Source organism: Rhodanobacter sp. FW106-PBR-R2A-2-24, from assembly GCF_058789615.1.
Genome location: NZ_JBYTBV010000002.1, coordinates 1,762,137 through 1,785,149, shown reverse-complemented (window position 1 = coordinate 1,785,149; position 23,013 = coordinate 1,762,137). Strand labels below are relative to the sequence as shown.

Here is a 23,013-nt window from a genome sequence, read left to right as displayed (position 1 = left end):
CCCTCCGCGTGCCAGCAGTCGTGTCCGGGCCGGTCTCCGGGCTTGCGAGCGACGGGGATGCCCGTCCCGCGTGGCGCCTTCCCATGCCGTGGGCACAGTGGCGGATGGCCGCGCGTGTTGCTCGCCTACCGTTGCGGGGGCAGCGCCGGCATGGTGGCAAGGGCCACGCACCGGCTTCCCGTTTCATCCCTGGGGCGAATGCCTGCGGGACACCTGAACGGGCCGAGTTTAGCTTTGGACGGCCATCGGCGGCAACGCAGGCGGCAGGCCAAAGAACTGCTCGGCCGTCGCCGTGCTGTTCGCCGCAGTGATTTCCATGCGCTCGCCGCGGTCGCGCGCGATCTCCGCGCAGATGTGCTGGAGATACATCGGCTCGTTGCGCCGGTACGAAGGTTGTGGCTGCACGGTGCGCGGCAGCAGGTAGGGAGCGTCGGTCTCGATCATCAGGCGGTTGGCGGGAATCTCGCGCACGAACTCGCGCAGGTGGCTGCCGCGACGCTCGTCGCAGATCCAGCCGGTGATGCCGATGTGGCAGTCCAGTGCGAGGTAGTCGAGCAGTGCTTCGCGGGTATCGGTGAAGCAGTGCACCACGGCGGCGGGGAGCCGGTCGCGCCAGCGCCTGAGCAGGGCGAGGAAATCCGCGTGCGCGTCGCGCTGGTGCAGGAAGACCGGCTTGCCCAGCTCCGCGGCGATGGCGAGCTGGCGTTCGAAGGCGAAAAGTTGCGCCTCGCGCGGCGAGAAATTGCGGTTGAAATCCAGCCCCATCTCGCCGACGGCGCGCACCAGCGGGTCTTGCGCCAGCTCGCGCAGGCGCGCATCGGTGGCCGCGTCGTAGTCCGCCGCGTGGTGCGGATGCACGCCGACGGTGGCCCACAGCACGCCGGGGTGCGCGCGCGCCAACGCCAGCGCTTCCTCGCTGCCTGCGCGCGAGGCGCCGGTGACCACCATGCGCGTCACGCCGTGCTCGTGCGCGCGGCGCAACACGGCGGCGAAGTCGTGGCGGAAGGATTCGTGGCCGAGGTTGGCGCCGATGTCGATGAGTTGCATGGAGGTTCGGGCGGAGATTTGCAAAGTTCACAAGATCTTGCAATTCGCAAGATCTTGTTGCGAGCGGCGCATGGTTGCCCGTAGGATGCCAAGGCCGGGTCTTCGGGGGAAGGCCTGACGCACGATGTTTCTTCATGTGGCGCCGGGTTTGCCGCCGGCATCGCGTTTTAATCAGGGGATGACGGAATGATCAGGACCAAACTTGCCAGCGCCTTGTTCGCGCTGCTGGGCGCCGCTGTGGCGCCGCTGACTGTGGCGGCCCCCGCTGGCCAGGAAACGCCCGTGAATATGGGCCGCCTTGGCCACGTGGATGCCTCTGCACTGGTGTCGCGGATCGGCTTGGGTCGCGCCGACACGTTGCTGGCCGAGGGTGCGACGATCACTGCGCGTGGCACGTTGAAATCACGCGAGGAGCAGCTGCATGGCGGCGTGCCGGTGTATGGGCGCCATGTGGTGGTCGAGCGCAGTGCGAGCGGCGAGGTGCTCTCGGCACATGGCGTGGTGGAGCGCAACCTGTCGGTCAGCCTGTCGTCGACGCAGCCCCAGCTCACCTCTGCACGCGCGCAGGCCGCGCTGCAGCAGTACATGCAGCAGACGGGCCTGGCGACGCGCCATGCGCAGAGCAAACTGTACGTGTACCCGCAGGACGAGGCCGCGCCGCGCTTGGTGTACCTGGCTTCCTACGTGGTGGATACGGGCACGGGGCCTTCGCGGCCCACGGCCATCGTGGACGCCAATACCGGGGCGGTGCTCAAGCAGTGGGAGGGCCTGACTGATGGCCGCTTGCCAACCGGTGGGAGTCGACCGACGGCGGTGGCGGTGACTGGCCCGGGCGGCAACACGCTAACCGGCATGTATTACTACGACAACTCCGGCCCGGGGCTCGGGTTGCTGCCGGCGGTCAAGGCAGGCAGTGCCTGCTACCTCGGCGACGGCGATGTCGTCACCTATAGCCTGGCCGGCAGCGTCAATCGGGTCACCCAGTGGTCGTTTGGCTGCGCCGGCAACAATCCCGCGGGCTGGGTCAGCATGGGCGATTCCATCAACGAGGCCTATTCGCCGATCAACGATGCCCAGCACTTCGGCGGCGTGGTGCGCGACATGTACCGCGACTGGTTTGGCGAGGCGCCGCTGGTCAACCCCGATGGCTCGCCGATGCAACTGCACATGTGGACGCATTACGGCACCAACTTCGAGAACGCGTTCTGGGATGGCGCGGAGATGGTGTTCGGCGATGGCGACCAGTATTTCTATCCGTTCGTCGTGCTGGATGTCACCGGCCACGAGATCAGCCACGGCTTCACCGAGCAGCATTCCGGCTTGCAGTACACCGGGCAGTCCGGTGGCATGAACGAGGCGTTCTCCGACATGGCAGGCGAGGCGGTGAAGTTCTACGACCGCGGCCGGAACGACTTCCTGGTGGGCGAGGACATGATCAAGCCGGCGACGGCCACGATGCTGGGCCTGCCCGCCTTGCGCGACATGTGCACGCCCAGCCGCGACGGCGCCTCCATTGATACCGCCGCCGACTATTACGACGGCCTGGATGTGCACTACTCCAGCGGCGTCTACAACCGCGCCTTCTGCACGCTGGCCGGGACCGCGGGCTGGGATACGCGCAAGGCGTTCGAGGTGTTCCACGACGGCAATGCCGTGTACTGGGGGCCGGCGGAAACCTTCGACAGTGGCGCTTGCGGCGTCGAGCAGGCCGCGATCGACCGTGGCTATGCCGAGGCGGACGTGGTGGCCGCATTCCAGACGGTTGGCGTGACCTGCAGCGCGCAGTGACGCAACCCGCCGGGCCGCGCGGCCGTGGCGGCCCGGCGCTTCACGATGACGTCCAGACGCCATCCGAACCATGATCGAGCGCTATCGCGTCAGACGCGATGGCCAGGGGAAAACTGACAATGAACAGGGTTTACAGCAAGGTGTGGAATCGGGCCAAGGGCCTGCTGGTGGTGGCGCCGGAGACTGCGGCGCGGTGTGGCAAGGCAGGGCGCCGCGCGGCCGTCGTGGGCCTCGCCTGCCTCCTGGGCGGCGTGCTCGCACCGGTCGCCGGCGCGCATGCGCAGACGGCGCAGCCGGCGGCCACCTGCACCATGGTGACGGCGGGCGATCCGGCCACGGCCACGGGCAATGATGCGCAGGCCTGCGGCGCCGGTGCCACGGCGGATCAGGGCGGCACCGCCACCGGCGCCAATGCCAGCGCCAGCGAGAGCGGTACCGCTACAGGTGGCTCCTATACCGATGCCGACGGCAACGTCTACTACACCGAGGCCTCGGGCACCGGCGCCAGCGCCTATGGTGCCGGCGCCGGTGCCGATGGCGCCAACAGCACGGCCGTGGGCGCGGTGTCCTATGCCACCGGCGGCAACGCCTTTGCCGGCGGCTACAACGCCGGTGCCGACGGCTACAACAGCGTGGCGCTGGGCGCCAATGCGCAGGCTTTCGACCGCGGCAGCATTGCCATCGGCGGCGCCGATCCCGATCCCGCCAACGGCATGCTTGCCACCATGGCATCGGGCGAAGGTTCGGTGGCGCTGGGCTCGCTGGCGGTGGCTGCTGGCCGCGGTGCGATGGCGCTCGGCTACAACACGGTAAGCCTGGGCGACAATGCCACCGCCATGGGCAACGGCGCCTGGGCGCAGGGCGCAGGCGCCAGTGCGTTCGGTGGCGGCGCTTATGCTGCCGCGGACGGTGCGATGGCGCTGGGCGGCGGCGCCTTCTCCACGGCCACCAACAGCCTGGCGATGGGTACCGACGCCAAGGCTTCCGGCGCCTATGCCATCGGCATCGGCTCGCAGGAAGGCTCCAGCGCCTATGGCGGCGCCGTCGGCCAGCAATCGGCCTCGATCGGTTTCAACAGCGGTGCGCTCGGTGTTGGCACCGTGGCGCTGGGCGGTTACAGCGCGGCAGCCGGCCGGCTGTCCACGGCACTGGGCTACGGCTCGGTGACCACGGGCGACTATTCGCTGGCGGCGGGTGTCGGTGCGGAGGCGGATGGCGCCAACAGCGTGGCGCTCGGTGCCGGTTCGGTGGCCGACCAGGACAATACCGTCTCGGTGGGCGCGCAAGGCGCCGAACGGCGCGTCGTCAACGTGGCTGCCGGCACGGCGACGACCGATGCGGCGAACTATGGCCAGGTGCAGCAGGCTGTGGTCGACGCCAAAGCCTATGCCGACAACGGCGACGCGACGACCCTGAACTCGGCCAAGACCTACACCGACATGAAGGTTGCCGCGCTCGCCACCAGCGCTGACGTGAACAGCCTGCGGAGCGAGATGGACGATCGCTTCCACGCGGTCGACCATCGCCTGGCCCAGGTGGGCGCGATGGGGGCGGCGATGTCGCAGATGGCCTTCAGCACGCAGGGCATCGATACGCCCAATCGCTTTGGCGTGGGCGCCGGAGGCTACCGCGGGCGTGGCGCCTTGGCGGTGGGCTACTCGCACGCGCTGTCCAAACACGGCAACGTGACGGTGGGCGCCGCGATCAGCGGCAGCGAGACCTCCACCGGGGTGGGACTGGGCTTCGGCTGGTAGGCCGGGCCAACGACCGCATGAAAATACGAAGGCCGGCGCCAACAGGCGTCGGCCTTCGTGCATCCGGGGGGCGTGCATCGACGCGGACGCGCTGGAACCCATGGGGTGTGTCTGCGGTCGTATCTACCGGACGGCAGGCACGCTACAGTGGCTGTCCGGCGAAGCTCGGGGGAGCGGCGCGCGCGATGTAGGCAACGGCCGGCAAAGTGGGGCACGATGGTGGCGAGGACATTGGCAGCGGCGGTGGACGAGCGCGAGGCGGCGGTATGCGCCCTTTTGGTGGCGCGCGGCGCCCTGAAAGAGGCGGATCTGGCGCGCGCCAGGCGTCTGCACGAGGAGACACCGGAAGGCACGCTGACCGCCTTGATGGCGCGGCTGGGCCTGGTGTCCGAGCGCGTGCTGGCACTGGCCTGGTCGGAATTGCTGGGCGCGCCGCTGGTGGCCGTCGCCGAGGTGCCGGATCTGCCGCCGGCCGAGCTGGAAATCTCCGCGCGCTTCCTCAAGCAGCAGCATGTGGTGCCGGTGGACGGCGGCGAGCGCGGCCTGATGCTGGCGGTGGCCGACCCGGCCGACCCCTATCCGCTCGATGCGGTGCGTCTGGCGGCGGGGCGCCCGGTGAGCCTGTGCATCGGCCTGCGCTCGGAGATCGACGACCTGATCGAGCGCTACTACGGCAGCGGCCGTTCCGCGATGGGCGCCATCGTGGAGAACATCGACGGCGGCGCCAGCGAAGTGGACGACGTGGAGCATCTGCGCGACCTTGCCTCCGAGGCGCCGGTGATCCGTCTGGTGAACCTGATCCTGCAGCGGGCGGTTGAACAGCGCGCCTCCGACGTGCACATCGAGCCGTTCGAGAACCGGCTCAAGGTGCGCTACCGGATCGACGGCGTGCTGCACGAGGTGGAGGCGCCGCCGGCGTCGAGCACGGCCGCGGTGATCTCGCGCGTGAAGATCATGGCGCGCCTCAACATCGCCGAACGCCGCCTGCCGCAGGACGGCCGCATCCAGTTGCGCGTGCAGGGCAAGGAGCTGGATCTGCGCGTCTCCACCGTGCCGACCAGCTTCGGCGAATCGGTGGTCATGCGTATCCTCGACCGCGAGTCGGTGGTGTTCGACTTCGCCTCGCTGGGCTTCACCGATGCCTTCGAGCAGCGTTTCAGCGAGGTGCTGCACCGACCCAATGGCATCCTGCTGGTCACCGGCCCCACCGGCTCGGGCAAGACCACCACGCTGTATACCGCGCTGGCGAAGATCAACACGCCGGACGTCAAGATCATCACCGTCGAAGACCCGGTCGAATACCAGATCGAGGGCATCAACCAGATCCAGGCCAAACCGCAGATCGGGCTGGATTTCGCCGCAGCGCTGCGCTCCATCGTGCGGCAGGATCCCGACGTCATCATGATCGGCGAAATGCGCGACCTGGAGACTTGCCGCATCGCGATCCAGTCCGCGCTCACCGGCCACCTGGTGCTCTCCACCTTGCACACCAACAGCGCGGCCGGCGGCATCACGCGCCTGCTCGACATGGGCGTGGAGGACTACCTGATGGGCTCCACCGTCAACGGCATCCTCGCCCAGCGCCTGGTGCGCCGGCTCGATCCGGAGACGGCCACGCCCTACACGCCCGCGCCCGAGGTGATCGCGCAGTTCGAGCTGGAGAAGTACGCCAACGGCCAGCCGATCCGGCTGTGGAAGCCTGGTTCCAGCGCCACCAACCCCTCGGGCTACCGTGGCCGCCAGGCGATCATGGAATTCCTGGTGATGAGCGAGCCGCTGCGCCGCCTGGTGATGCGCAAGGCCGACGCCGGCGAGATCGAGCAGCAGGCCCGTGCGGAGGGCATGCGCACCATGTACGAAGACGGCATCCTCAAGGCACTGGCCGGCGTCACCACGCTGGAGGAGGTGCTGCGTGTCACGCAGGAGGGCTGAGGCCATGGCTTCCTCCTCGCGAGGAGCCGCTCCCGCTACCCGCTGGGGAGGGAGGGGGCACACACGGCATGCGGACTCGCTGGCGTTTGAGCGTATGGCGATGCGGGAGCGTCGAGCCGCATGAGCCAGTTTCAATATCGCGCCATCAGCGAGTCCGGCGAACTGCTCACCGGCCAGCTGGAAGCGGCCAGCGTGGAGGAAGCCATCGCGCGGCTGCAGGACCAGGGCCATACACCGCTGGAGGCGACGCCGGCCGCGGCGGGCGGCGGTTCGGGGCTGACCGGGTTGTTCAAGCGCGGGCCGTTCAACGGCGACCAGCTGGCGCAGTTCACCCATCAGCTGGCGACCCTGCTGGGCGCGGGCCAGCCGCTGGATCGCGCGCTGGGCATCCTGCTCGACCTGCCCGAGGGCGAGCATGCGAGGAAGCTGATCGAGCGGGTGCGCGACCGCGTGCGCGGCGGCGTGCCCTTGTCGCAGGCGCTGGAAGAGGAGCACGGCGTGTTCCCGCGGCTGTACCTCGCGCTGGTGCGCGCGGGCGAGGCCGGCGGTTCGCTGGAGGACACCCTGCGGCGGCTGGCGGATTACCTCGAACGTTCGCAGCAACTGCGCGGCAGCATCATCAATTCGCTGATCTACCCGGCCTTCCTGATGGTGGGCGTGCTGGGTTCGCTGGTGTTGCTGCTGGCCTACGTGGTGCCGCAGTTCGTGCCGATCTTCGAGGACATGCAGGTGCCGCTGCCGTGGATCACCAAGGCGGTGCTGGCCATTGGCCAGACCCTGCAATCGTGGTGGTGGCTGATCGTGCTGTTGCTGGTGGGCGGCGCGTTCGCACAGCGTGCGCGCCTGCGCGAACCGGCCGCGCGGCTGGCCTGGGACGCGCGTCTGCTGCGCATGCGCGTGATCGGCCCGCTCATGCTGAAGGTGCTGACCGCGCGCATCGCGCGCACTCTGGGCACCTTGCTGAAGAACGGCGTGCCGCTGCTCGGCGCGCTGGCCATCGCGCGCCAGGTCACCGCCAACCGCGCGCTGGACGAAGCCCTGTTGCAGGCGCACGAGCAGGTGAAGGAGGGCGGCGGGCTGGGTTTCGCCCTGGGCCAGTCCAAGCTGTTCCCGCGCCTTGCGCTGCAGATGGTGCAGGTGGGCGAGGAGGCCGGCGAACTGGACACCATGCTGCTGAAGGTGGCCGACACCTTCGAGCTGGAAAGCCGCCGTTCGATCGATCGCCTGCTCGCCGCTTTGGTGCCCGCGCTCACCGTGGTGATGACCGTGCTGGTGGGCTTCATCATGGCGGCGATCCTGCTGCCGCTGCTCAGCCTCACCAGCAATATTCAATGATCGGAGAATGATGATGAGTGGATTTTTTAATGCGGAGCCCGTGGCGCGGTGCGCGTCCCGCAGGCAAAGCGGCTTCACCCTGCTTGAAATGCTCGCCGTGATCGTGCTCATCGGCATCGTCGGCGCGGTGGTGGTGACCCAGGTCGGCAAGAACATGGACAAGGGCAAGTACGGCGCCGGCAAGGCGCAGCTCACCACGCTCAGCCAGAAGATCGAGAACTACGCGCTGGACAACGGCGCGCCGCCGTCGCAGCTGCAGGACCTGATGACCAAGCCGGCCGGTGCGGCGAACTGGCAAGGACCGTATGCCAAGGCCTCCGAGCTGAAAGACCCCTGGGGCCACGCCTTCGGCTACAAGGCGCCGGGCGACCACGGCGCTTTCGACCTGATCTTCTACGGCCAGGATGGCAAGCCCGGCGGCGACGGCTACAACAAGGATGCGGGTAATTGGCAATGAAACCGGGGCGTGCGGCGCGCGACGCGGAACGATGGGGCCTCCGTGCCCCGCGTCCCGGCCCCGCGGGCTTCACCCTCTTCGAGATGCTCGTCGTGATCCTCCTGATCGGCATTGCCGCGGCGGCGGTGTCGGTGTCGGTGACGCAGGGGCTGGCCGGGGCGCGCGTCAATGCGGCCAGCGGCGAGGTCGCGGCGGGGCTGCGCGCCACGCGGGCGCAGGCCATCGTGCACCACCAGGAGCAGACCTTCGACGTTGACGTGCGCGCCGACACCTGGAGCAGCCCGCAGCGCAAGCACGTGGCGCTGCCCAAGGGCATGAAGCTTTCCATCACCAGCGCGCTGGAGGATCGCCCCGACGACCACACCGGGCGCATCCGCTTCTTTCCCGACGGCAGCTCCACCGGCGGCCACATCATCCTCGCCGCCGGCCAGCGGCAGTGGCGCATCAATGTGTCGTGGCTCACCGGCCAGGTGGCGGTGGTGGATGGGGCGAAGCCGTGAAACCGGGATGCGGAAAAAGCCGATGCTGCAGCTCGCGGCTTGGCAGGGCATGCGGGCCGGCCGCGCCGTTCGCCGCGGCCGCCTGCCGCCGCGATCCGTGCCCCGCGCCGCGCAGGCAACGCGGTTTTTCCCTGCTCGAAGTCATCGCCGCCATCCTCCTGCTTGCCGTCGCCTTTGCCGCCCTGATGAGGGTGGGCAGCGGGGCGATCGTGCTGTCGCGCAACGCCGCGGCGCATGACGAGGCGGCGTTGTGGGCGCGCAGCTTGCTCGATAGTGCCTTCGTCACCGAGCCGCCCACGCCGGGCAGCCAGTCGGGCAAGTTCAACCAGACCTACCGCTGGACGCTCACCACGACGCCGTGGCCGGTGCCGGGCAGCAAGCCGGGCGACGGCGCGCTGCAGTTGTACCGGCTGGATCTGGCGGTGCAGTGGGGCAAGGGCGCGCATCCGAACGCGGCGCATTTCAGCACGTTGCGGCTGGGGCGGCCGCAGGCACCGGGCGGTTCGCCATGAACGCGCGCCCGTCGTTTCCGGCGTCCGCTGGCCGCGCTCCTGCAGGCGCTGCCGGCTTCACCCTGCTGGAAGTGCTGGGTGCGCTGGCGCTCCTGTCGTTGCTGCTGGTGGGGGTGTACTCGGGCGTGCGCAGCGCCATCCACGGCGTGCGCTCGGGCAGCGCGGCCATCGAACGGATGGACGAGATCGACGCGGCGCAGCGCTTCCTGCGCCGCGAGCTGGCGCAGTCGCTGGCGCAGGGCCTGGCGCGCGACGACCACAACCAGCCCATCGTGTTCATCGGCAAGGCGCAGGAGATGCGCTATGTGGCGCCGCTGCCTGGCTATCTTGGCAAGCTCGGGCCGCAGTTGCAGGTGCTCAAGTTGGTCGACGGCGGCAAGGGCGGCCAGCGGCTGGAATTGCAACTGGCGCTGTTGTCGCCCGACGGCGCGCCGCCCAAGGCGCTGGGCAAGCCGCAGGTGTTGCTCGATCACATCCAGTCCGGCCGCTTCGATTACCGTGGCCGCGACGCGCAGAACCAGCTCTTGCCGTGGGCCGACCATTGGGCCGATGGCGGCATGCTGCCGCAGCTGGTGCGTATCCGGATCACGCCGGTGGCGGGTCAGGCCTGGCCCGACCTGGAGGTTCCCCTGCGTGTGGACGCCGCCGCCGTGGTGGGCCGGCGCGGCATGTTGCCGGGCAACATGAACCTGCCCGGGGGCGGCGGATGAGCGGGCGCGCGGATCAACGTGGCGTGGCCTTGCTGCTGGTGCTGTGGGCCTGCACCTTGCTTGCGATCCTCCTGGGCGGCTATGCGGTGCTGGCGCGCACGCAGGCCGTGCAGACGCGCTATCAGTTTGCCCAGACGCAGGCGCATTACGCCGCCGAGGCCGGGTTGATGCGCGCCATCTGGAGCCTGCAGCAGGGCGATCCGCAGCTGCGCTGGGTGGGCGATGGGCGGATGTATCCGTTCGCCTTCGACGGCGCGCGGGTCAAGCTGTCCATCGTCGAAGAGGACGGCAAGGTCGATTTGAATGCCGCCACGCCCGAAGTGCTGCAGGGCCTGTTCCGCGCCGCCGGGCTGGATAGCGCCGCCGCCGCCCGGCTCACCGCCCATGTGGTGGCCTGGCGCAGCTTTGCCGGCGACACGGCGGCGGCGGACACGGATCGCGCGGCCTACGCGGCGGCCGGTCGCGATTACGGCCCGCGCCACGGGCCCTTCGCCACGCTGGAGGAGTTGCAGCAGGTGCTGGACATGACGCCGGATCTGTACGCCAGGTTGCAACCGGCCATCACGTTGTGGTCGGGGCGTGCCGTGCCCGATCCCAACACCGCCCCGTCGCTGGCGCTGGCGGCGATCCCCGGGCTCGATCCGCAGCAGTTGCAGGCCGTGCTGGCTGCACGTCAACACAACGCCGACGCCGGCATGCCTCCCCTTGGCGGGGGTATCACGGCTAGTATTCGTGCCGAGGCCACGCTGGCCGACGGTACGCGCGCGGAAATCCGTGCCACGATCCGTCAACGGCCCGGCACCATGGGGGTGTTGCCGTATACGGTGCTGCGCTGGCAGGAGGGTGACGGGGAATGAATGCTGCAACGCCATCGCTGCAGCCTTGGCTGGATCGTCTGCGCGAGGGCTGGCGCGGTTCGCCCCTGCCGGCGTTTTTCGCCTGGTGGGGCAAGGAACTGGCTGCGCTGCTGCCGGCGCGCTGGCGTGTCGTGCTGGGCGGCGGCGCCGATTGGCACCTGCTGCAGGCGCGTGGCGGCGAGTGGTCGCTGCGCCGCGCCGGTGAGGCCGAGCCGCTGGCGCGCTGGCGCGACAACCTCGCTCCCGCTGCGCAGCAAGCCGCCCTTGCCGCCGCCTGGCGACAGGCGGAGCCGGAGGATCGTCGGCTTGCCCTGCTGCTGCCCTCGGCGGCCGTGTTGCGCCGCACGTTGCACCTGCCACAGGCGGCGCGCGGCAAGCTGCGCCAGGTGGCGGGTTACGAGCTCGACCGGCAGACCCCGTTTACCGCCGCGCAAGTCTATTTCGCCGTACGCGAGCTGCCGGACACGCCATCGCCCGGGCGCGTCGCCACGGAGCTCCTGGTGGTCCGTCGCGGCACGCTCGATCCGCTGCTGAAACGGCTCGATGCGCTGGGCATCGCGGTGGATGCGGTGGACGTGCTCGCTGGCGCCGGCCGGCTGGGCGTCGATCTCCTGCCGCCCGAGCGTGCGCCGCATCGCCGCCGGCCGCGACTGCGGCTGAACCTCGCGCTGGCGGTGGCCGCTGTGCTGTTGCTGCTGCTGGCCATGGGTGGCTGGCTGCACAACCGCGAGGCCGCGCTTGCGCAGATGCAGGCGCAGGTCGACGCCATGCGCACCGATGCGCAGCAGGTTGCCGGCCTGCGCAAGCAATTGCAGGACGACGCCGGTGCGGCCGGCTTCCTGGCGCAGCGCAAGGCGCAGCGCGTCGGCGTGCTCGCAGTGCTGCTCGACCTCACCCAGCGCCTGCCTGCCAGCGCGTGGCTGGAGCGCCTCACCATCGACGACGCTGGCCAGATCGGCTTCCAGGGCCAGAGCCCGCAGGCGGCCAAGCTGCTGGACCTGCTCAAGGGCTCGCCGCTGATCGACAACGCCAATTTCCAGGGCAGCATCCAGGCCGATCCGGCCAGCGGCAAGGAGCGCTTCTACATGGTGGCGCAGCTGCATCAGGCGACCGCCGGCAAGGGCGGCAGCCAGCCGCCCGCGGGCGAGGGCTCGCCATGAAGCCGGTCAAGCTCTCTCCGCGCGACAGCCGCATCGCCGCCGTGGGCCTGCTGCTCGCCACACTGCTGGCCGGCTATTTCCTGCTGTTTCACTGGTGGTTCGTGGCGCCGCTGCGCGAGGTCGGTGCGCAGATGGACGAGCTGCGCGATACGCAGAGCCGTTACGCGGCGGCCATCACCGAGAAGCCGCTGCTGCAGAAACGGCTGGACGCGCTGGGTGCCGGCGCGGCCGCCAGCAGCGCCTTTTTGCCCGAGGACGATCCCAACACCGCCGCCGCCGACCTGATGCAGCGCGTGGTCGACGCGGTGGGCGCGCACACCCAGGGCGGCAGTTGCACGGTGACCCAGAAAATGCCGGTGCCCAACCCGACGGTGGCCTCGGGCGAGCCGTACCGCAAGGCTGCGGTGAGCATCAACCTGAGCTGCGACATCGAGCCCCTGGTGGGCGTGTTGCAGACGCTGGAGCAGGGCACCCCTTACCTGTTCGTGGACAGCCTGAGCGTCTACCGCAACCCGGTGGCGGGGCGGCAGGGCAGCGGCCCGCCGCTGGAAGTGCAGTTCACCCTGTCCGGCTATGTGCGGCCGGCGACCGGCGGTGCGGCCAGCGCACCAGCCAGTGCACCGGTGAATGCTGCAGGAGACGCGCCATGAACGCCGCCGCCCAACGTCGCCTGACGCCGCTGCTGGTGGGCGCCGCGGTGTCGCTGGCCGTGCTGTGGCTGGCGCTGCTCGCCGGGCTGGGACGCGGCGTGCACTGGGAGCCGCTGCGCGCCGCCAGCAAGCTGCCCGCTGCGGGCAAGCCGGCCGCGTTGCCACCGCCCTTGCCGCCGGAGCACTTCGCCGCCGTGTGGCAGCAGTCCCTGTTCAGCCCCGACCGCAAGCCCGAGGCGCACGCCGTGAGCGGCGGCAGCAGTCTGGGCGACCTGGAACTGACCGGCATCATCCTCACCCCGCAGGTGCGCATCGCCTTGTTGCACGACAAGGACGGCAAGCAGGGCCTGCGCGTGCGCGAGGGGCAGGCCCTGCCCGATGGCAGCGCCACCCTGGTCGAGGTGAAGTCGCGCGCGGTGATCTTCGACGGCGCGCAGGGGCGCACCGAACTGAAGCTGCCCGCGGGCGCGCCGATCGATGCGGCCGCGGCGCCCGTCGCGGCGGAACACGACGCCCGGCCGCCACTGCCCGAACCGCCGCCGGCGGCCCGCGCGGCGCCACACGCGGCCGCCGCGGAACCCGCTGCCGTGCAGCGCGTGACATCGATGGGGCGTGCCGCCCCCGCCACCCCGCCGCCGCAATACAACCAGCAACAGCTTGAACGATTGCGCCGACTCAAGGCCGCCATCCTGCAGCGTCGCGCCACCGGCCAGACGTCGCCTCCCGAAGGAGCCCATTGATCCATGTTCCACCTGTCCCGTTCCGCTCTTTCGCGACCGCTCGCCAGCCCGCGCGGCGTTTGGCTGCGCATTCTTGCTCTGGCTATGCTGACCTTCCTGGCCGGTTGCGCCAGCCGGCCGCCGCGGCCCGACGACACCTCGTTGCAGCGCGAAGCCATGGCCGGCACGCACGCGCCGGTACCGGCGCCGCTGCCGCTGGGCAACGACCAGGACACCGCCGGCAACGCCGCCGTGCTGCCGCAGGTCAGCCGCGGCAGCGGCGAGTTCGTGCACGCCACGGCGCTGGCCCATCCGCGCCCGGCGGTGACCGGCGCCGATGGTGTCACCTTCAATTTTGAAAACCAGCCGGTGCAGGCGGTGGTGAAGGCGATCCTCGGCGACCTGCTCAAGAAGAACTACACCATCGTGCCCGGCGTGCAGGGCAGCATCTCCTTCTCCACCTCCGAGCCGGTCGAATCCAGCCAGGCGCTGCCCATCCTGGAAACCCTGCTGGCGTGGACCGGCAATGCGCTGGTCGAGCGCGGCGGCAGCTACGTGGTGTTGCCGGCCAAGGACGCCGTGGGCGGCAATCTGGTGCCCAGCCTGGGCGCGGCGACGCCGGCCGGCGGCCTGCAGGCGCGGCTGTTCCCGCTGCACTACATCGCGGCGGCCGAAATGCAGAAACTCATCAAGCCGTTCGCGCGGCCCGACGCGATCCTCCTGGTCGACCCCGCGCGCAACCTGCTCGTGATGGCCGGCACGCCGGAGGAACTGGCCAACTACGACCGCACCGTGCGCACCTTCGACGTGGACTGGCTGCGCGGCATGTCGGTGGGCGTGTTCAACCTGCAGCACGCCGACGTGGAGCAGCTGATGTCGCGGCTGGACGACATGTTCGGCCCGCACGGCGACACGCCGCTGGCCGGCATGCTGCGCTTCATCCCGATCAAGCGCACCAACGCGCTGGTGGTCATCAGCACCCAGCCCAGCTACGTCGACGAGGTGGGCGGCTGGATCGCGCGCATCGACCAGGGCGGCGGCAACCAGCCGCAGCTGTACGTGTACGACGTGCGCAACATCAAGGCCTCCGACCTGGCCAAGTACCTGGCGCAGATCTACGCCAGCGGCGGCGGTGGCGGCGGCGCGTCCTCCGGCGGCGAGGTCGGTCCCGGCCTCACGGCCGGCACCCTGGGCGGCGCCGAAAACGCGCGCGGCGCCGCCAGCGGCATGGGCAGCATGGCGGGCAGCTTCGGCAGCGGCAATACCGGCGTCGCCGGCGGCGTGCCGGGATCGGCCGGCGGCTTCGGCGGCGCCGGCGCCAACGGCCTGGGCGGCATGGCCGGCGGCGGCACTGGCATCGGCGGCCTCGGCGGGCGTGGCGGCATGGCCGGCACCGGCGGCATGAATGCCATGGGCGGCGCCGGCGCCAGCGCCGCCAGCCAGGATCAGCAATACGTCTCCGAGGACGGCAGCATCCGCATCAGTTCGGTGGACGCCAACAACCAGCTCCTGGTGCGCGCGCGCCCCTCGCAGTGGGGCGAGATCGAGGCCGCCATCAAGCGGCTGGATACCGTGCCGCTGCAGGTGCAGATCGAGACGCGCATCCTCGAGGTGAGCCTCACCGGCCAGTTCCAGTTCGGCGTGCAGTGGTACCTGCAAGGGCTCACCGGCAGCACCAGCGGCACCGACAGCAACGGCAACCCGATCATCATCCCCGGGCAGCCCTACCGGCACCGGCAGGAGGCGCTGGGCGGCGGCGGCAATGCCTTCCACGGCGAGCCGTTCTTCTATTCCTTCCTCAACAGCAAAATGCAGGTCGCCGTGCGCGCCATGGAAGACAGCGGCAACACCAAGACGCTGTCCGCGCCCTCGCTGGTGGTGATGAACAACCAGCCGGCGCAGATCCAGGTGGGCAACAACGTGCCGGTGAACCAGAGCTACATCACGCCGGGCCTCGGCACCGGCGGCAGCACCATCGGCACGCTGGGCGAGGTGCGGTACATGCAGACCGGCGTGATCCTCAAGGTGGTGCCGCGCGTGAATCCCGGCGGCCTGGTCTATCTCGACGTCAGCCAGGAAGTGAGCAACCCCACGGCGCAGGACAAGAACGGCAACTTCACCATCGCCGACCGCAGCATGCAGACCCAGGTGGCGGTGCAGAGCGGCCAGACCGTGCTCCTGGGCGGCCTGATCCAGCAGAACGAAAACGGCGACGACAACGGCGTGCCCGGCATCAATCGCGTGCCGATCCTCGGCCGCCTGTTCGGCACCACCAACCGCAGCCGCAACCGCACCGAGCTGATCGTGCTGATCACCCCGCGCGTGATCCGCAGCAGCGAGGAGGCGCGCCAGATCACCGACGATTACCAGCGCGAGTTCGAATCGCTGAAGCCGCTGCAGGCCGAGCGGCAGGCGGGCGTGGCGCCGGTGGCCACGCCGCCCGCGAGCGCCGCCGCGCCCGCGGCAGTGCCCGCCGCGGCCACCACCATGCCGCTGGCCAGCCCGGCCGAGCAGTTGCAGCAGCAGGCCGAGGCCGCGTTGGGCAAGGGCGATTACCACGACGCCCAGGAGCTGGCGATGAAGTCCTGGCGTGCCGGCACGCACAAGGGCGGACTGTGCGTGCGCAACTGGCAGGTGGTGGCCCAGGTGCACGACAAGACCGGCGATCCGGCCGGCGCGCGCACCGCGCGCGAGTGGGTGAAGCAGTGTGGCGCCAGCCAGTGACGTGCGCCTTGCCGTGCGGGGCGGGGCGCTATCATCGCCGCGATGAGTTCCGCCGTCCCGACCTTCCCCATCACCCCGCTGCTGCCCGAGATCCGCGCCTCGCTTGAAGCGCGGCCGCGGCTGGTGCTGGAGGCGCCACCGGGCGCCGGCAAGACCACCCAGGTGCCGCTGGCGCTGCTCGACGCGGCCTGGCTTGCCGGCCGGAAGATCGTGATGCTCGAACCGCGCCGCATCGCCGCGCGCGGTGCCGCCTCGTTCATGGCGCGACAGCTGGGCGAAGCGGCGGGGCAGACCGTCGGCTACCGCATCCGCTTCGAGGCCAGGGTGAGCGCGGCCACGCGCATCGAAGTGGTCACCGAGGGCATCCTCACGCGCTTGATCCAGGACGATCCCGAACTCCCCGGCGTTGGCGCCATCGTGTTCGACGAATTCCACGAGCGCCACCTCGCCGGCGATCTCGGCGCCGCGCTGGCGCTGGACGTGCAGGCCACGCTGCGGCCCGACCTGCGCCTGGTGGTGATGTCCGCCACGCTGGACGGCGAGCGCATCGCGCAATGGCTGGATGCGCCGCGGCTCACCAGCCCCGGCCGCAGCTTCCCCGTGCGCATCGAGCATCCGCCGGCGCGCGCGCAGGAAACCATCGAGCACCAGCTGACGCGCGTGGTGAAGCAGGCGCTGGCGGAAAACGCCGGCGACGTGCTGGCCTTCCTGCCCGGTCGGCGCGAGATCGCGCGGGCGCAGGCCGTGCTGGAAGAAACCGTTGTACGGGACGCTGCGCTTTCGCTCCCCTCTCCCCTCGGGAGAGGAGACAGCGTGCGCATCGAAGTCGTGCCGCTGCACGGCGAACTGTCGCTGGCCGAACAGCAATGGGCCTTGTCGCCCGCGGAGCCCGGCCCCTTCGATGGGCTCAGGGCAGGCACGCGCCGCATCGTGCTGGCCACCAACGTGGCCGAATCCAGCGTCACCCTGCCGGGCATCCGCGCAGTGATCGACAGCGGCTTGGCGCGCGAGCCGCGCTTCGATCCGAACTCCGGTTTCACCCGGCTGGAAACCGTCGCCATTTCGCAGGCCTCGGCCGACCAGCGCGCGGGGCGCGCGGGGCGTGTGGCGGAGGGCACGGCGTATCGGCTGTGGCCGCAGAGCAAGCGGCTCGAGTCGGCACGCGCGGCGGAAATCACCCAGGCTGAACTCTCCGGCCTCGCGCTGGAACTCGCGGCATGGGGCAGCAACGCCTTGCGGTGGCTGGACGCGCCGCCGGCCGGCGCGCTGGCGCAGGCGCGCGAACTGCTGGCGAACCTCGGCGCGCTGGATGACGCCGGCCGCATCACCGCATTGGGCCGGCGCATGCTGACGCTGGGCGCCACGCCACGACTGGGCGCCGCCGCGCTGCGCACGCCAGAAAACCTGCGGCCGCTGGTGGCCGACCTGCTGGCGCTGATGGAGGCGCGCTCGCCGCTGCGCGGCGAACAGGCGCGCAGCGACGACTTCCGCATGCGCGTGGCCGCGCTGCATGCCTGGCGCGATCGCCGCGGTCACGGCGCCGATGCGGGCGCGCTGGCTGCGGTCGAGCAGGCCAGCAAAGGCTGGCGCAGACGTCTGGACGTCCGCACGTCCGCCAGCGGCACGCCGCACAGCCACGCGGTGGGCGACCTCTTGCTGCACGCCTTCCCCGACCGCATCGCGCGCCGCGACGAGGCCAACCCGCTGCGCTACACGCTGGCCAACGGCCGTGGCGCGCGCCTGCACGAGCACACCGCCCTGCTCGGCGAGCCCTGGCTGGTGGCGTTGGATCTGCGCTTCGAGGCACGCGACAGCCTGATCCTCGCCGCCGCGCCGTTTGATCCACGCGTGCTGGAACATGACTATCCGCAACGCTTCGTACGGGAGCGCGTGTTGCGCTGGAATGATGCCCGCGACGCGGTGGAGGCCAGCGAGGAGCACCGCTATGCTGCCATCGTGCTGGGGCGCCGCAGCGTGCCGGTGCGGCCGGAAGATGCCTTGCCCGCGCTGCTCGCCGCCATCCGTAGCCGGGGGCTGGATGCGCTGCCGTGGAGCGATTCCGCGCGCCGCCTGCGCCTGCGTATCCAGGCCTTGCGCGGCTGGATGCCGGAGCTGGGCCTGCCCGATGTGTCGGACGGCCCATTGCTCGCAACGCTGGAGGACTGGCTGGCACCCTACCTTGCCGGCAAGCGCCGGCTCGACGCGCTGGGCACGGAGGAACTCGCGCAGGCACTGTCGGCGCAGCTCGGCCACGCGCAGCGTCAGGCGCTGGACGCCCACGCGCCCGACGCGCTCGTCGTGCCCAGCGGGCAGACACGCCGACTGGAATACGCGCCCGACGTAGCGCCGGTGCTGGCGGTGAAGCTGCAGGAACTGTTCGGCCTGGACGACACGCCGCGCGTGGGCGGCGGGCGCGTGCCGGTCACCCTGCACCTGCTGTCGCCGGCCGGTCGGCCGATCCAGGTGACGCAAGATTTGCGGGGCTTCTGGGAGCGTACCTATCCCGAGGTGAAGAAAGAACTGAAGGGCCGCTATCCCCGGCATCCCTGGCCGGACGACCCGTGGACCGCCACGCCCACGCACCGCGCCAAGCCGCGCGGCAGCTGACGGCGCCGGCCGCCGGTCGATGGTGGGACGCTGGGCGTCCACGCCGTCTTCATCGCGCTCCCTGTCTGATGGGCACTTCCCACCATGGAGGCATCCCCATGAAAACCCAGGTAGTCATCGTTGCGCTGGCGCTGCTGGTTGCGCCCGTACTGGCCCAGGCCTCGTGCGATGCGGTGAAGTCGAGCATCGACGCCAAGCTCAAGGCCAAGGGCGTGGCCAACTACACGCTGGAGGTGGTCGACGCCGGGAAGGCCGCCGACGGCGGCAAGGTGGTTGGCCAGTGCGAAGGCAGCAAGCAGATCGTCTACACGCGCGGCGCCGCCGGCAGCGCGCCAGCGACGGAGGCGACCGAGCCGGCGGATAAAGGCAAGCCCGACCAAGGCAAGGCCGACAAGGGCGAGGCGGCGGACGGGAAGAGCGGCGGCTGACAGGTGCCGCCGCGTCGTGGACATGCGGCAGCGGTCGTCGGATCACTTCCCGGCGGAATCGGCGGGCGGCGAACGCACGAAGCTGCCGGCATCGCCGGGAAACACCACCGGGCTCTCGTAGCCATCGGCGGAAACGGACGACACGCCGAAGAACCAGTCATCGATCACCACATCCTTGAGCACGGCGTGGTCGACGTCGCCCACGGCACGGGCGTGCTGCCACTGCGGTGCGGTGGTGTCGCGCCAATGCACGCGGTAGCCGGCGGCGCCTGGCACCTTCTTCCAGTCCAGCGTGGTGTCGGTGGCCAGCGCGCCATGGACATCCACACCGTCGGGCGGCGCGGGCGCGCGGCCCAGCGCGGCCATGGTGATCGCGTCGAACGCGGTCACCCGCGCCAGGTAGCGGAAGTCGATGCCGTCCACGGTGTCGCCGTAGCGCACGCCGCCCTGCGTGCGCAGATCCTGGTGCTGGCGGGTGTAGTCCTCGTGCGCTTCGGTGACGCGCACGGCCGGATAGCCAGCTTCGAGGAAGGGCACCTGGTCGCCGCCACGGCCGTAGCGGTCGGTGCGATAGACCATGCGCGCGCGGAAATCGGGCAGGTATTGGTCGGCAAGCCGCGCCATGGTGCGCGCAAGGTTGCGCGAGGGCGAGTCCAGCTCGCCGCCGTGGTAGCGGCGGTAGGCCGCCTGCGCCGGCGTCTCATTGCTCTTGGTGCCTTCGGAGAACACCCGCACCACGGTGTTGTCAATGACGCCGTTCTGGCCGCGGCTGTTGCCCACGATGTCGTTGTTGAGCTCGGCCTCGACCTGCCAGCCGTGCGCCACCGCGTAATCGGCCAACACCTTGCCGCCGTACAGACCCTGTTCCTCGCCGGACAGTGCGGCGAACACCAGCGTCGCGCGGTTGTCCTGTTTCGACAGCAGGCGCGCCGCCTCGATCAGCGCGGCCACGCCCGAAGCGTCGTCGTTGGCGCCGGGTGCGTCGCTGTGGGCATCCATCACGTCGCTGGCACGCGAGTCCAGGTGCCCGGTCATCACGATCACGCGCTGCGGGTCGGTACTGCCGCGCTTGATCGCCACCACGTCCATCACTTCGGTGGGTTGCGGTATGCGCCGGCCGCTGAACACCTGCGAGGGCGTGATGACTTCGAGGCAGTCGCCGCAATCGTGCGAGATCGCCGCGAAGCGCGCCTTCACCCAGCGCCGTGCGGCGCCGATGCCGCGGGTGGCGGAGGTGGTGTCGGAAAGCGTATGGCGAGTGCCAAAGCCTGCCAGATGCGTGATCGTGGCGCGCAATTCCGTCTCGACCGGCGCATGGGCCAGCGCCTGCAGGGCGGGCTGCTCACGCGGGACGACGGGCAGCTCGCCGGCGCGCAATGGCGCGGCGACGGCCAGGGCGATCAGGCAGCCTGCAGGCAGGATCGGGCGCATGTTGGCAGTTCCCTGATGGTGATGGACGTGCGAACAAACGATATCGCAACCGGTCGCCTGGCGTGGCGTTACGGGGTGCCGGCGACGCGTGCCCCGGCCAGCGGCCGTTTCCGCTGGACGGATGCGGGCGGGTTCGGTCGCCGCGGCTGGCATAACGGTCACCATGAGGGCACCATACGCGCGAGGGCGCGCGGGGAGCCGTGCCTGTGAATAGCCCGTGTCGCCTCAAGTTGACCGCCTGTCAGCCGATAGGCAGGCAGATACAGGCATGGCAGGTTGCGCCACGGGCATGGCGGGTTTTGTCGTTGTTGCGGGGGAGGGGTGATGTCTGAAGGTGAAACGACCCGTGACGAGCCGGCGCGCGAGCCGGCGGACGAGGGTGATGCGTCTGGCGCGACGGCCGCGCCGCCGCCGCCGGATCGCGCCGCGCAGACCCGTCTGCTCGATTCGGTGGCGGCTTTCACCCACCACCGCGACATGGGCGCGCTCGATCACAGCCTCGTGCTGACCCTGGCTGAGCTGACTGCGGCGCAGGGGGTGACCCTGGTGACACGCGCGGTGGACAGTTCGGCGATCAGCGACATGGTGCGCTGCGAACCGGATGCGCAGGGCAAGTATCGACTTGGGATAGGCGAGCCGGACGAGAAGGATCCCGCCTTGGTGGCCTTGTTCCGCTGCATGGACGACGGCCACGTGCAAGCGGAGCAGGTGGGCGAGGTGCACCGGCTGGTGGTGCCGATCCAGCGCGATGGCCGCGTGATCGGTGCCCTGCAGATGGACAGTAGCGCGCCATCGGCCACCAACCAGCCGCTGGCCGAGGGGTTCGCGCGGATCTACGCCAACTACACGGCGCTGCTCTACGAGAGCGAGCGCGACAAGCTCACCGGCCTGTACAACCGGCGCACGCTGGAACGCCAGTTCCAACGCCTGCTGCTGCAGCATGAACAGGCGCTGGAGCGTGGCAACGAATCGTCGTTGCCGCCGGGCGAGCAGCCCAAGGTGTGGCTGGCGATTCTCGATATCGACCATTTCAAGCTGGTCAACGACACCTATGGGCATGTACTGGGCGACGAGGTGATCCTGCTGCTGGCCCAGCGCATGCGCAATTGCTTCCGGCGCGGCGACGTGCTGTTCCGCTTCGGCGGCGAGGAGTTCGTGGTGCTGTTCGGCTCCATCAGCGAATCCGAGGTGCGCGCCGTGCTGGAACGCTTCCGTCTGTTGGTGGCCGACAGCGCCTTCCCGCAGGTCGGCCGGGTCACCATCAGTGCCGGCTATGCCGGCGTGGGGCGGCACGATTACCCGGAAAGCGTGCTGGGTCGCGCCGACAAGGCGCTGTATTTTGTCAAGAACCACGGCCGCAACGGCGTGCGTGGCTACGAGGATCTGCGTGAGCGCGGCGAACTGGAAGACGACATCGCCTCGGGCAGCATCGACTTGTTCTGACCGCCGGGCCGGCCTGTGCCAGCGGGCGGTGGCTACAGTGCGTCCTGATCCAGTTCGCCGGTGCGGATGCGGATGACTTGCTCCAGCGGGCTGACGAAAATCTTGCCGTCGCCGATCTTGCCCGTGCGGGCGGAAGCCTGGATCGCCTCCAGCACGCGATCCAGTTGCTCATCGGCCACCGCCGCCTCCAGCTTGATCTTGGGCAGGAAGTCGACCACGTATTCGGCGCCGCGATACAGCTCGGTGTGGCCCTTCTGGCGGCCGAAACCCTTGACCTCGGTCACCGTGATGCCCTGCACGCCGACCTCGGCCAGCGCCTCGCGCACGTCGTCGAGCTTGAACGGCTTGATGATCGCCACGACCAGCTTCATGGGGTGTCCTTAAGGCAGGGCGCCGGGGCGACGCCTGCGTCCATTTTGCCTGCGCGGGCGCCTGCTGTCGCGTACGGCGAAGCGCTTGTAGGACAATCCCTACACATACTCACGGAGTCTACCGATGGTGCGCCCCCCTTTTGATGGTCGACACTTGTTTCCGACGAGTTCGAGGCGTCGTCCATGATGGACAGGCTTGATATCGACCAGCTGGCACGACGCCTGGCATCGTTGGTTCCGCCAGGAGTGGCGCAGGCGCAACAGGATTTGCGGGCCAATTTTCACGATGTCCTGGCACAAGGATTGCGCCGCCTCGACCTAGTCACCCGCGAAGAGTTCGATGTCCAGAGCCAGGTGCTCGCCCGCACCCGCGCCAAGATCGAAGAGCTTGAGCGGCGCGTGGCCGAACTGGAGGCCATCGCCGTCGCCCGCGGGGACTAGCACCGCCTCCTGGGAGCCGCCCCCGACCTGTCACCCTCACCCCGAGCCACCGGTCGGGGGCGGTTATTTTTTGCCACGTCACGCCATTGCGCCAGGAGCCGACTGATGGAGGTACGTCACCGTCGCCTCCCCGCGTGTCGGCAGCAG

Annotated in this window: 19 protein-coding genes, 1 pseudogene and 1 riboswitch; of the genes and pseudogenes, 17 read left to right on the top strand and 3 right to left on the bottom strand. The window is 69.9% G+C overall.

Annotation, left to right across the window (positions count from 1 at the left end):
• Positions 1 to 10: 10 nt before the first annotated feature.
• A riboswitch (cobalamin riboswitch) is annotated at positions 11 to 232 on the bottom strand.
• On the bottom strand, positions 229 to 1,047 hold the full coding sequence (locus AC3WQA_RS09430) for a TatD family hydrolase (RefSeq protein ID WP_492674809.1): 819 nt from the start codon (positions 1,045 to 1,047) through the stop codon (positions 229 to 231). (Overlaps the previous riboswitch by 4 nt.)
• A 186-nt stretch (positions 1,048 to 1,233) precedes the next feature.
• On the opposite strand from AC3WQA_RS09430, the gene AC3WQA_RS09425 reads away from it, so the two are divergent.
• The 15 genes and pseudogenes from AC3WQA_RS09425 to AC3WQA_RS09355 all read left to right on the top strand — a co-directional run bounded on the left by AC3WQA_RS09425 (position 1,234) and on the right by AC3WQA_RS09355 (position 19,180).
• Positions 1,234 to 2,835 carry a M4 family metallopeptidase gene (locus tag AC3WQA_RS09425; protein ID WP_492674808.1) on the top strand — a complete coding sequence of 534 codons (1,602 nt, stop codon included), beginning with the start codon at positions 1,234 to 1,236 and terminating at the stop codon, positions 2,833 to 2,835.
• Positions 2,836 to 2,954: 119 nt separating this feature from the next.
• The gene (locus AC3WQA_RS09420; protein WP_492674807.1) at positions 2,955 to 4,589 is read left to right on the top strand and encodes an ESPR-type extended signal peptide-containing protein; all 1,635 of its coding nucleotides are present in this window, start codon (positions 2,955 to 2,957) and stop codon (positions 4,587 to 4,589) included.
• A gap of 216 nt (positions 4,590 to 4,805) precedes the next feature.
• Positions 4,806 to 6,521 carry a type II secretion system ATPase GspE gene (gene gspE / locus AC3WQA_RS09415; RefSeq protein WP_492674806.1) on the top strand — a complete coding sequence of 572 codons (1,716 nt, stop codon included), beginning with the start codon at positions 4,806 to 4,808 and terminating at the stop codon, positions 6,519 to 6,521.
• Between the two features lie 120 nt (positions 6,522 to 6,641).
• Positions 6,642 to 7,856 (top strand): type II secretion system inner membrane protein GspF, encoded by a 1,215-nt coding sequence (gspF, locus tag AC3WQA_RS09410; RefSeq protein WP_492674805.1) that lies wholly within the window; start codon positions 6,642 to 6,644, stop codon positions 7,854 to 7,856.
• 88 nt (positions 7,857 to 7,944) lie between these two features.
• The gene (locus AC3WQA_RS09405; protein WP_492676341.1) at positions 7,945 to 8,313 is read left to right on the top strand and encodes a type II secretion system protein GspG; all 369 of its coding nucleotides are present in this window, start codon (positions 7,945 to 7,947) and stop codon (positions 8,311 to 8,313) included.
• Positions 8,314 to 8,378: 65 nt separating this feature from the next.
• Positions 8,379 to 8,813 (top strand): annotated as a pseudogene (locus tag AC3WQA_RS09400) (GspH/FimT family pseudopilin); the annotation flags it as partial.
• Positions 8,810 to 9,325, top strand: coding sequence for a prepilin-type N-terminal cleavage/methylation domain-containing protein (locus AC3WQA_RS09395; protein ID WP_492674804.1), 516 nt, complete (start codon positions 8,810 to 8,812; stop codon positions 9,323 to 9,325). The pseudogene AC3WQA_RS09400 and the gene AC3WQA_RS09395, both read left to right, overlap by 4 nt.
• Entirely contained in the window at positions 9,322 to 10,035 is a 714-nt protein-coding gene (locus AC3WQA_RS09390) for a prepilin-type N-terminal cleavage/methylation domain-containing protein (protein ID WP_492674803.1), read from the top strand. The genes AC3WQA_RS09395 and AC3WQA_RS09390 overlap by 4 nt, the downstream gene beginning before the upstream one ends.
• Positions 10,032 to 10,892 carry a type II secretion system minor pseudopilin gene (locus tag AC3WQA_RS09385; protein WP_492674802.1) on the top strand — a complete coding sequence of 287 codons (861 nt, stop codon included), beginning with the start codon at positions 10,032 to 10,034 and terminating at the stop codon, positions 10,890 to 10,892. Before AC3WQA_RS09390 ends, AC3WQA_RS09385 begins: the two co-directional genes overlap by 4 nt.
• Positions 10,889 to 12,052 carry a PilN domain-containing protein gene (locus tag AC3WQA_RS09380; protein ID WP_492674801.1) on the top strand — a complete coding sequence of 388 codons (1,164 nt, stop codon included), beginning with the start codon at positions 10,889 to 10,891 and terminating at the stop codon, positions 12,050 to 12,052. Before AC3WQA_RS09385 ends, AC3WQA_RS09380 begins: the two co-directional genes overlap by 4 nt.
• Positions 12,049 to 12,702: a type II secretion system protein GspM gene (gene gspM / locus AC3WQA_RS09375; protein WP_492674800.1), complete on the top strand. Its 654-nt coding sequence runs from the start codon at positions 12,049 to 12,051 to the stop codon at positions 12,700 to 12,702. The genes AC3WQA_RS09380 and gspM overlap by 4 nt, the downstream gene beginning before the upstream one ends.
• Positions 12,699 to 13,442 carry a hypothetical protein gene (locus tag AC3WQA_RS09370; protein WP_492674799.1) on the top strand — a complete coding sequence of 248 codons (744 nt, stop codon included), beginning with the start codon at positions 12,699 to 12,701 and terminating at the stop codon, positions 13,440 to 13,442. The genes gspM and AC3WQA_RS09370 overlap by 4 nt, the downstream gene beginning before the upstream one ends.
• Before the next feature lie 84 nt (positions 13,443 to 13,526).
• Positions 13,527 to 16,145, top strand: a complete 2,619-nt coding sequence (gene gspD, locus AC3WQA_RS09365) for a type II secretion system secretin GspD (RefSeq protein WP_492674798.1) — start codon at positions 13,527 to 13,529, stop codon at positions 16,143 to 16,145.
• 42 nt (positions 16,146 to 16,187) lie between these two features.
• Positions 16,188 to 18,752 (top strand): ATP-dependent helicase HrpB, encoded by a 2,565-nt coding sequence (gene hrpB, locus AC3WQA_RS09360; protein ID WP_492674797.1) that lies wholly within the window; start codon positions 16,188 to 16,190, stop codon positions 18,750 to 18,752.
• A gap of 98 nt (positions 18,753 to 18,850) precedes the next feature.
• On the top strand, positions 18,851 to 19,180 hold the full coding sequence (locus AC3WQA_RS09355; RefSeq protein WP_492674796.1) for a DUF1161 domain-containing protein: 330 nt from the start codon (positions 18,851 to 18,853) through the stop codon (positions 19,178 to 19,180).
• Positions 19,181 to 19,222: 42 nt separating this feature from the next.
• Here the strand turns inward: AC3WQA_RS09355 and AC3WQA_RS09350 are convergent, their stop codons facing one another.
• Positions 19,223 to 20,611: a M20/M25/M40 family metallo-hydrolase gene (locus AC3WQA_RS09350; protein WP_492674795.1), complete on the bottom strand. Its 1,389-nt coding sequence runs from the start codon at positions 20,609 to 20,611 to the stop codon at positions 19,223 to 19,225.
• Positions 20,612 to 20,935: 324 nt separating this feature from the next.
• Here AC3WQA_RS09350 and AC3WQA_RS09345 point away from each other — a divergent pair, with 324 nt between their 5' ends.
• Positions 20,936 to 22,054, top strand: coding sequence for a GGDEF domain-containing protein (locus AC3WQA_RS09345; protein WP_492674794.1), 1,119 nt, complete (start codon positions 20,936 to 20,938; stop codon positions 22,052 to 22,054).
• Positions 22,055 to 22,086: 32 nt separating this feature from the next.
• Here AC3WQA_RS09345 and glnK read toward each other — a convergent pair whose 3' ends face one another.
• Positions 22,087 to 22,425: a P-II family nitrogen regulator gene (gene glnK / locus AC3WQA_RS09340; RefSeq protein WP_492674793.1), complete on the bottom strand. Its 339-nt coding sequence runs from the start codon at positions 22,423 to 22,425 to the stop codon at positions 22,087 to 22,089.
• Positions 22,426 to 22,608: 183 nt separating this feature from the next.
• On the opposite strand from glnK, the gene AC3WQA_RS09335 reads away from it, so the two are divergent.
• A complete protein-coding gene (locus AC3WQA_RS09335) occupies positions 22,609 to 22,866 on the top strand; it encodes an accessory factor UbiK family protein (RefSeq protein ID WP_492674792.1) in 258 nt (85 codons plus the stop codon).
• The last annotated feature ends 147 nt before the right edge of the window (positions 22,867 to 23,013 follow it).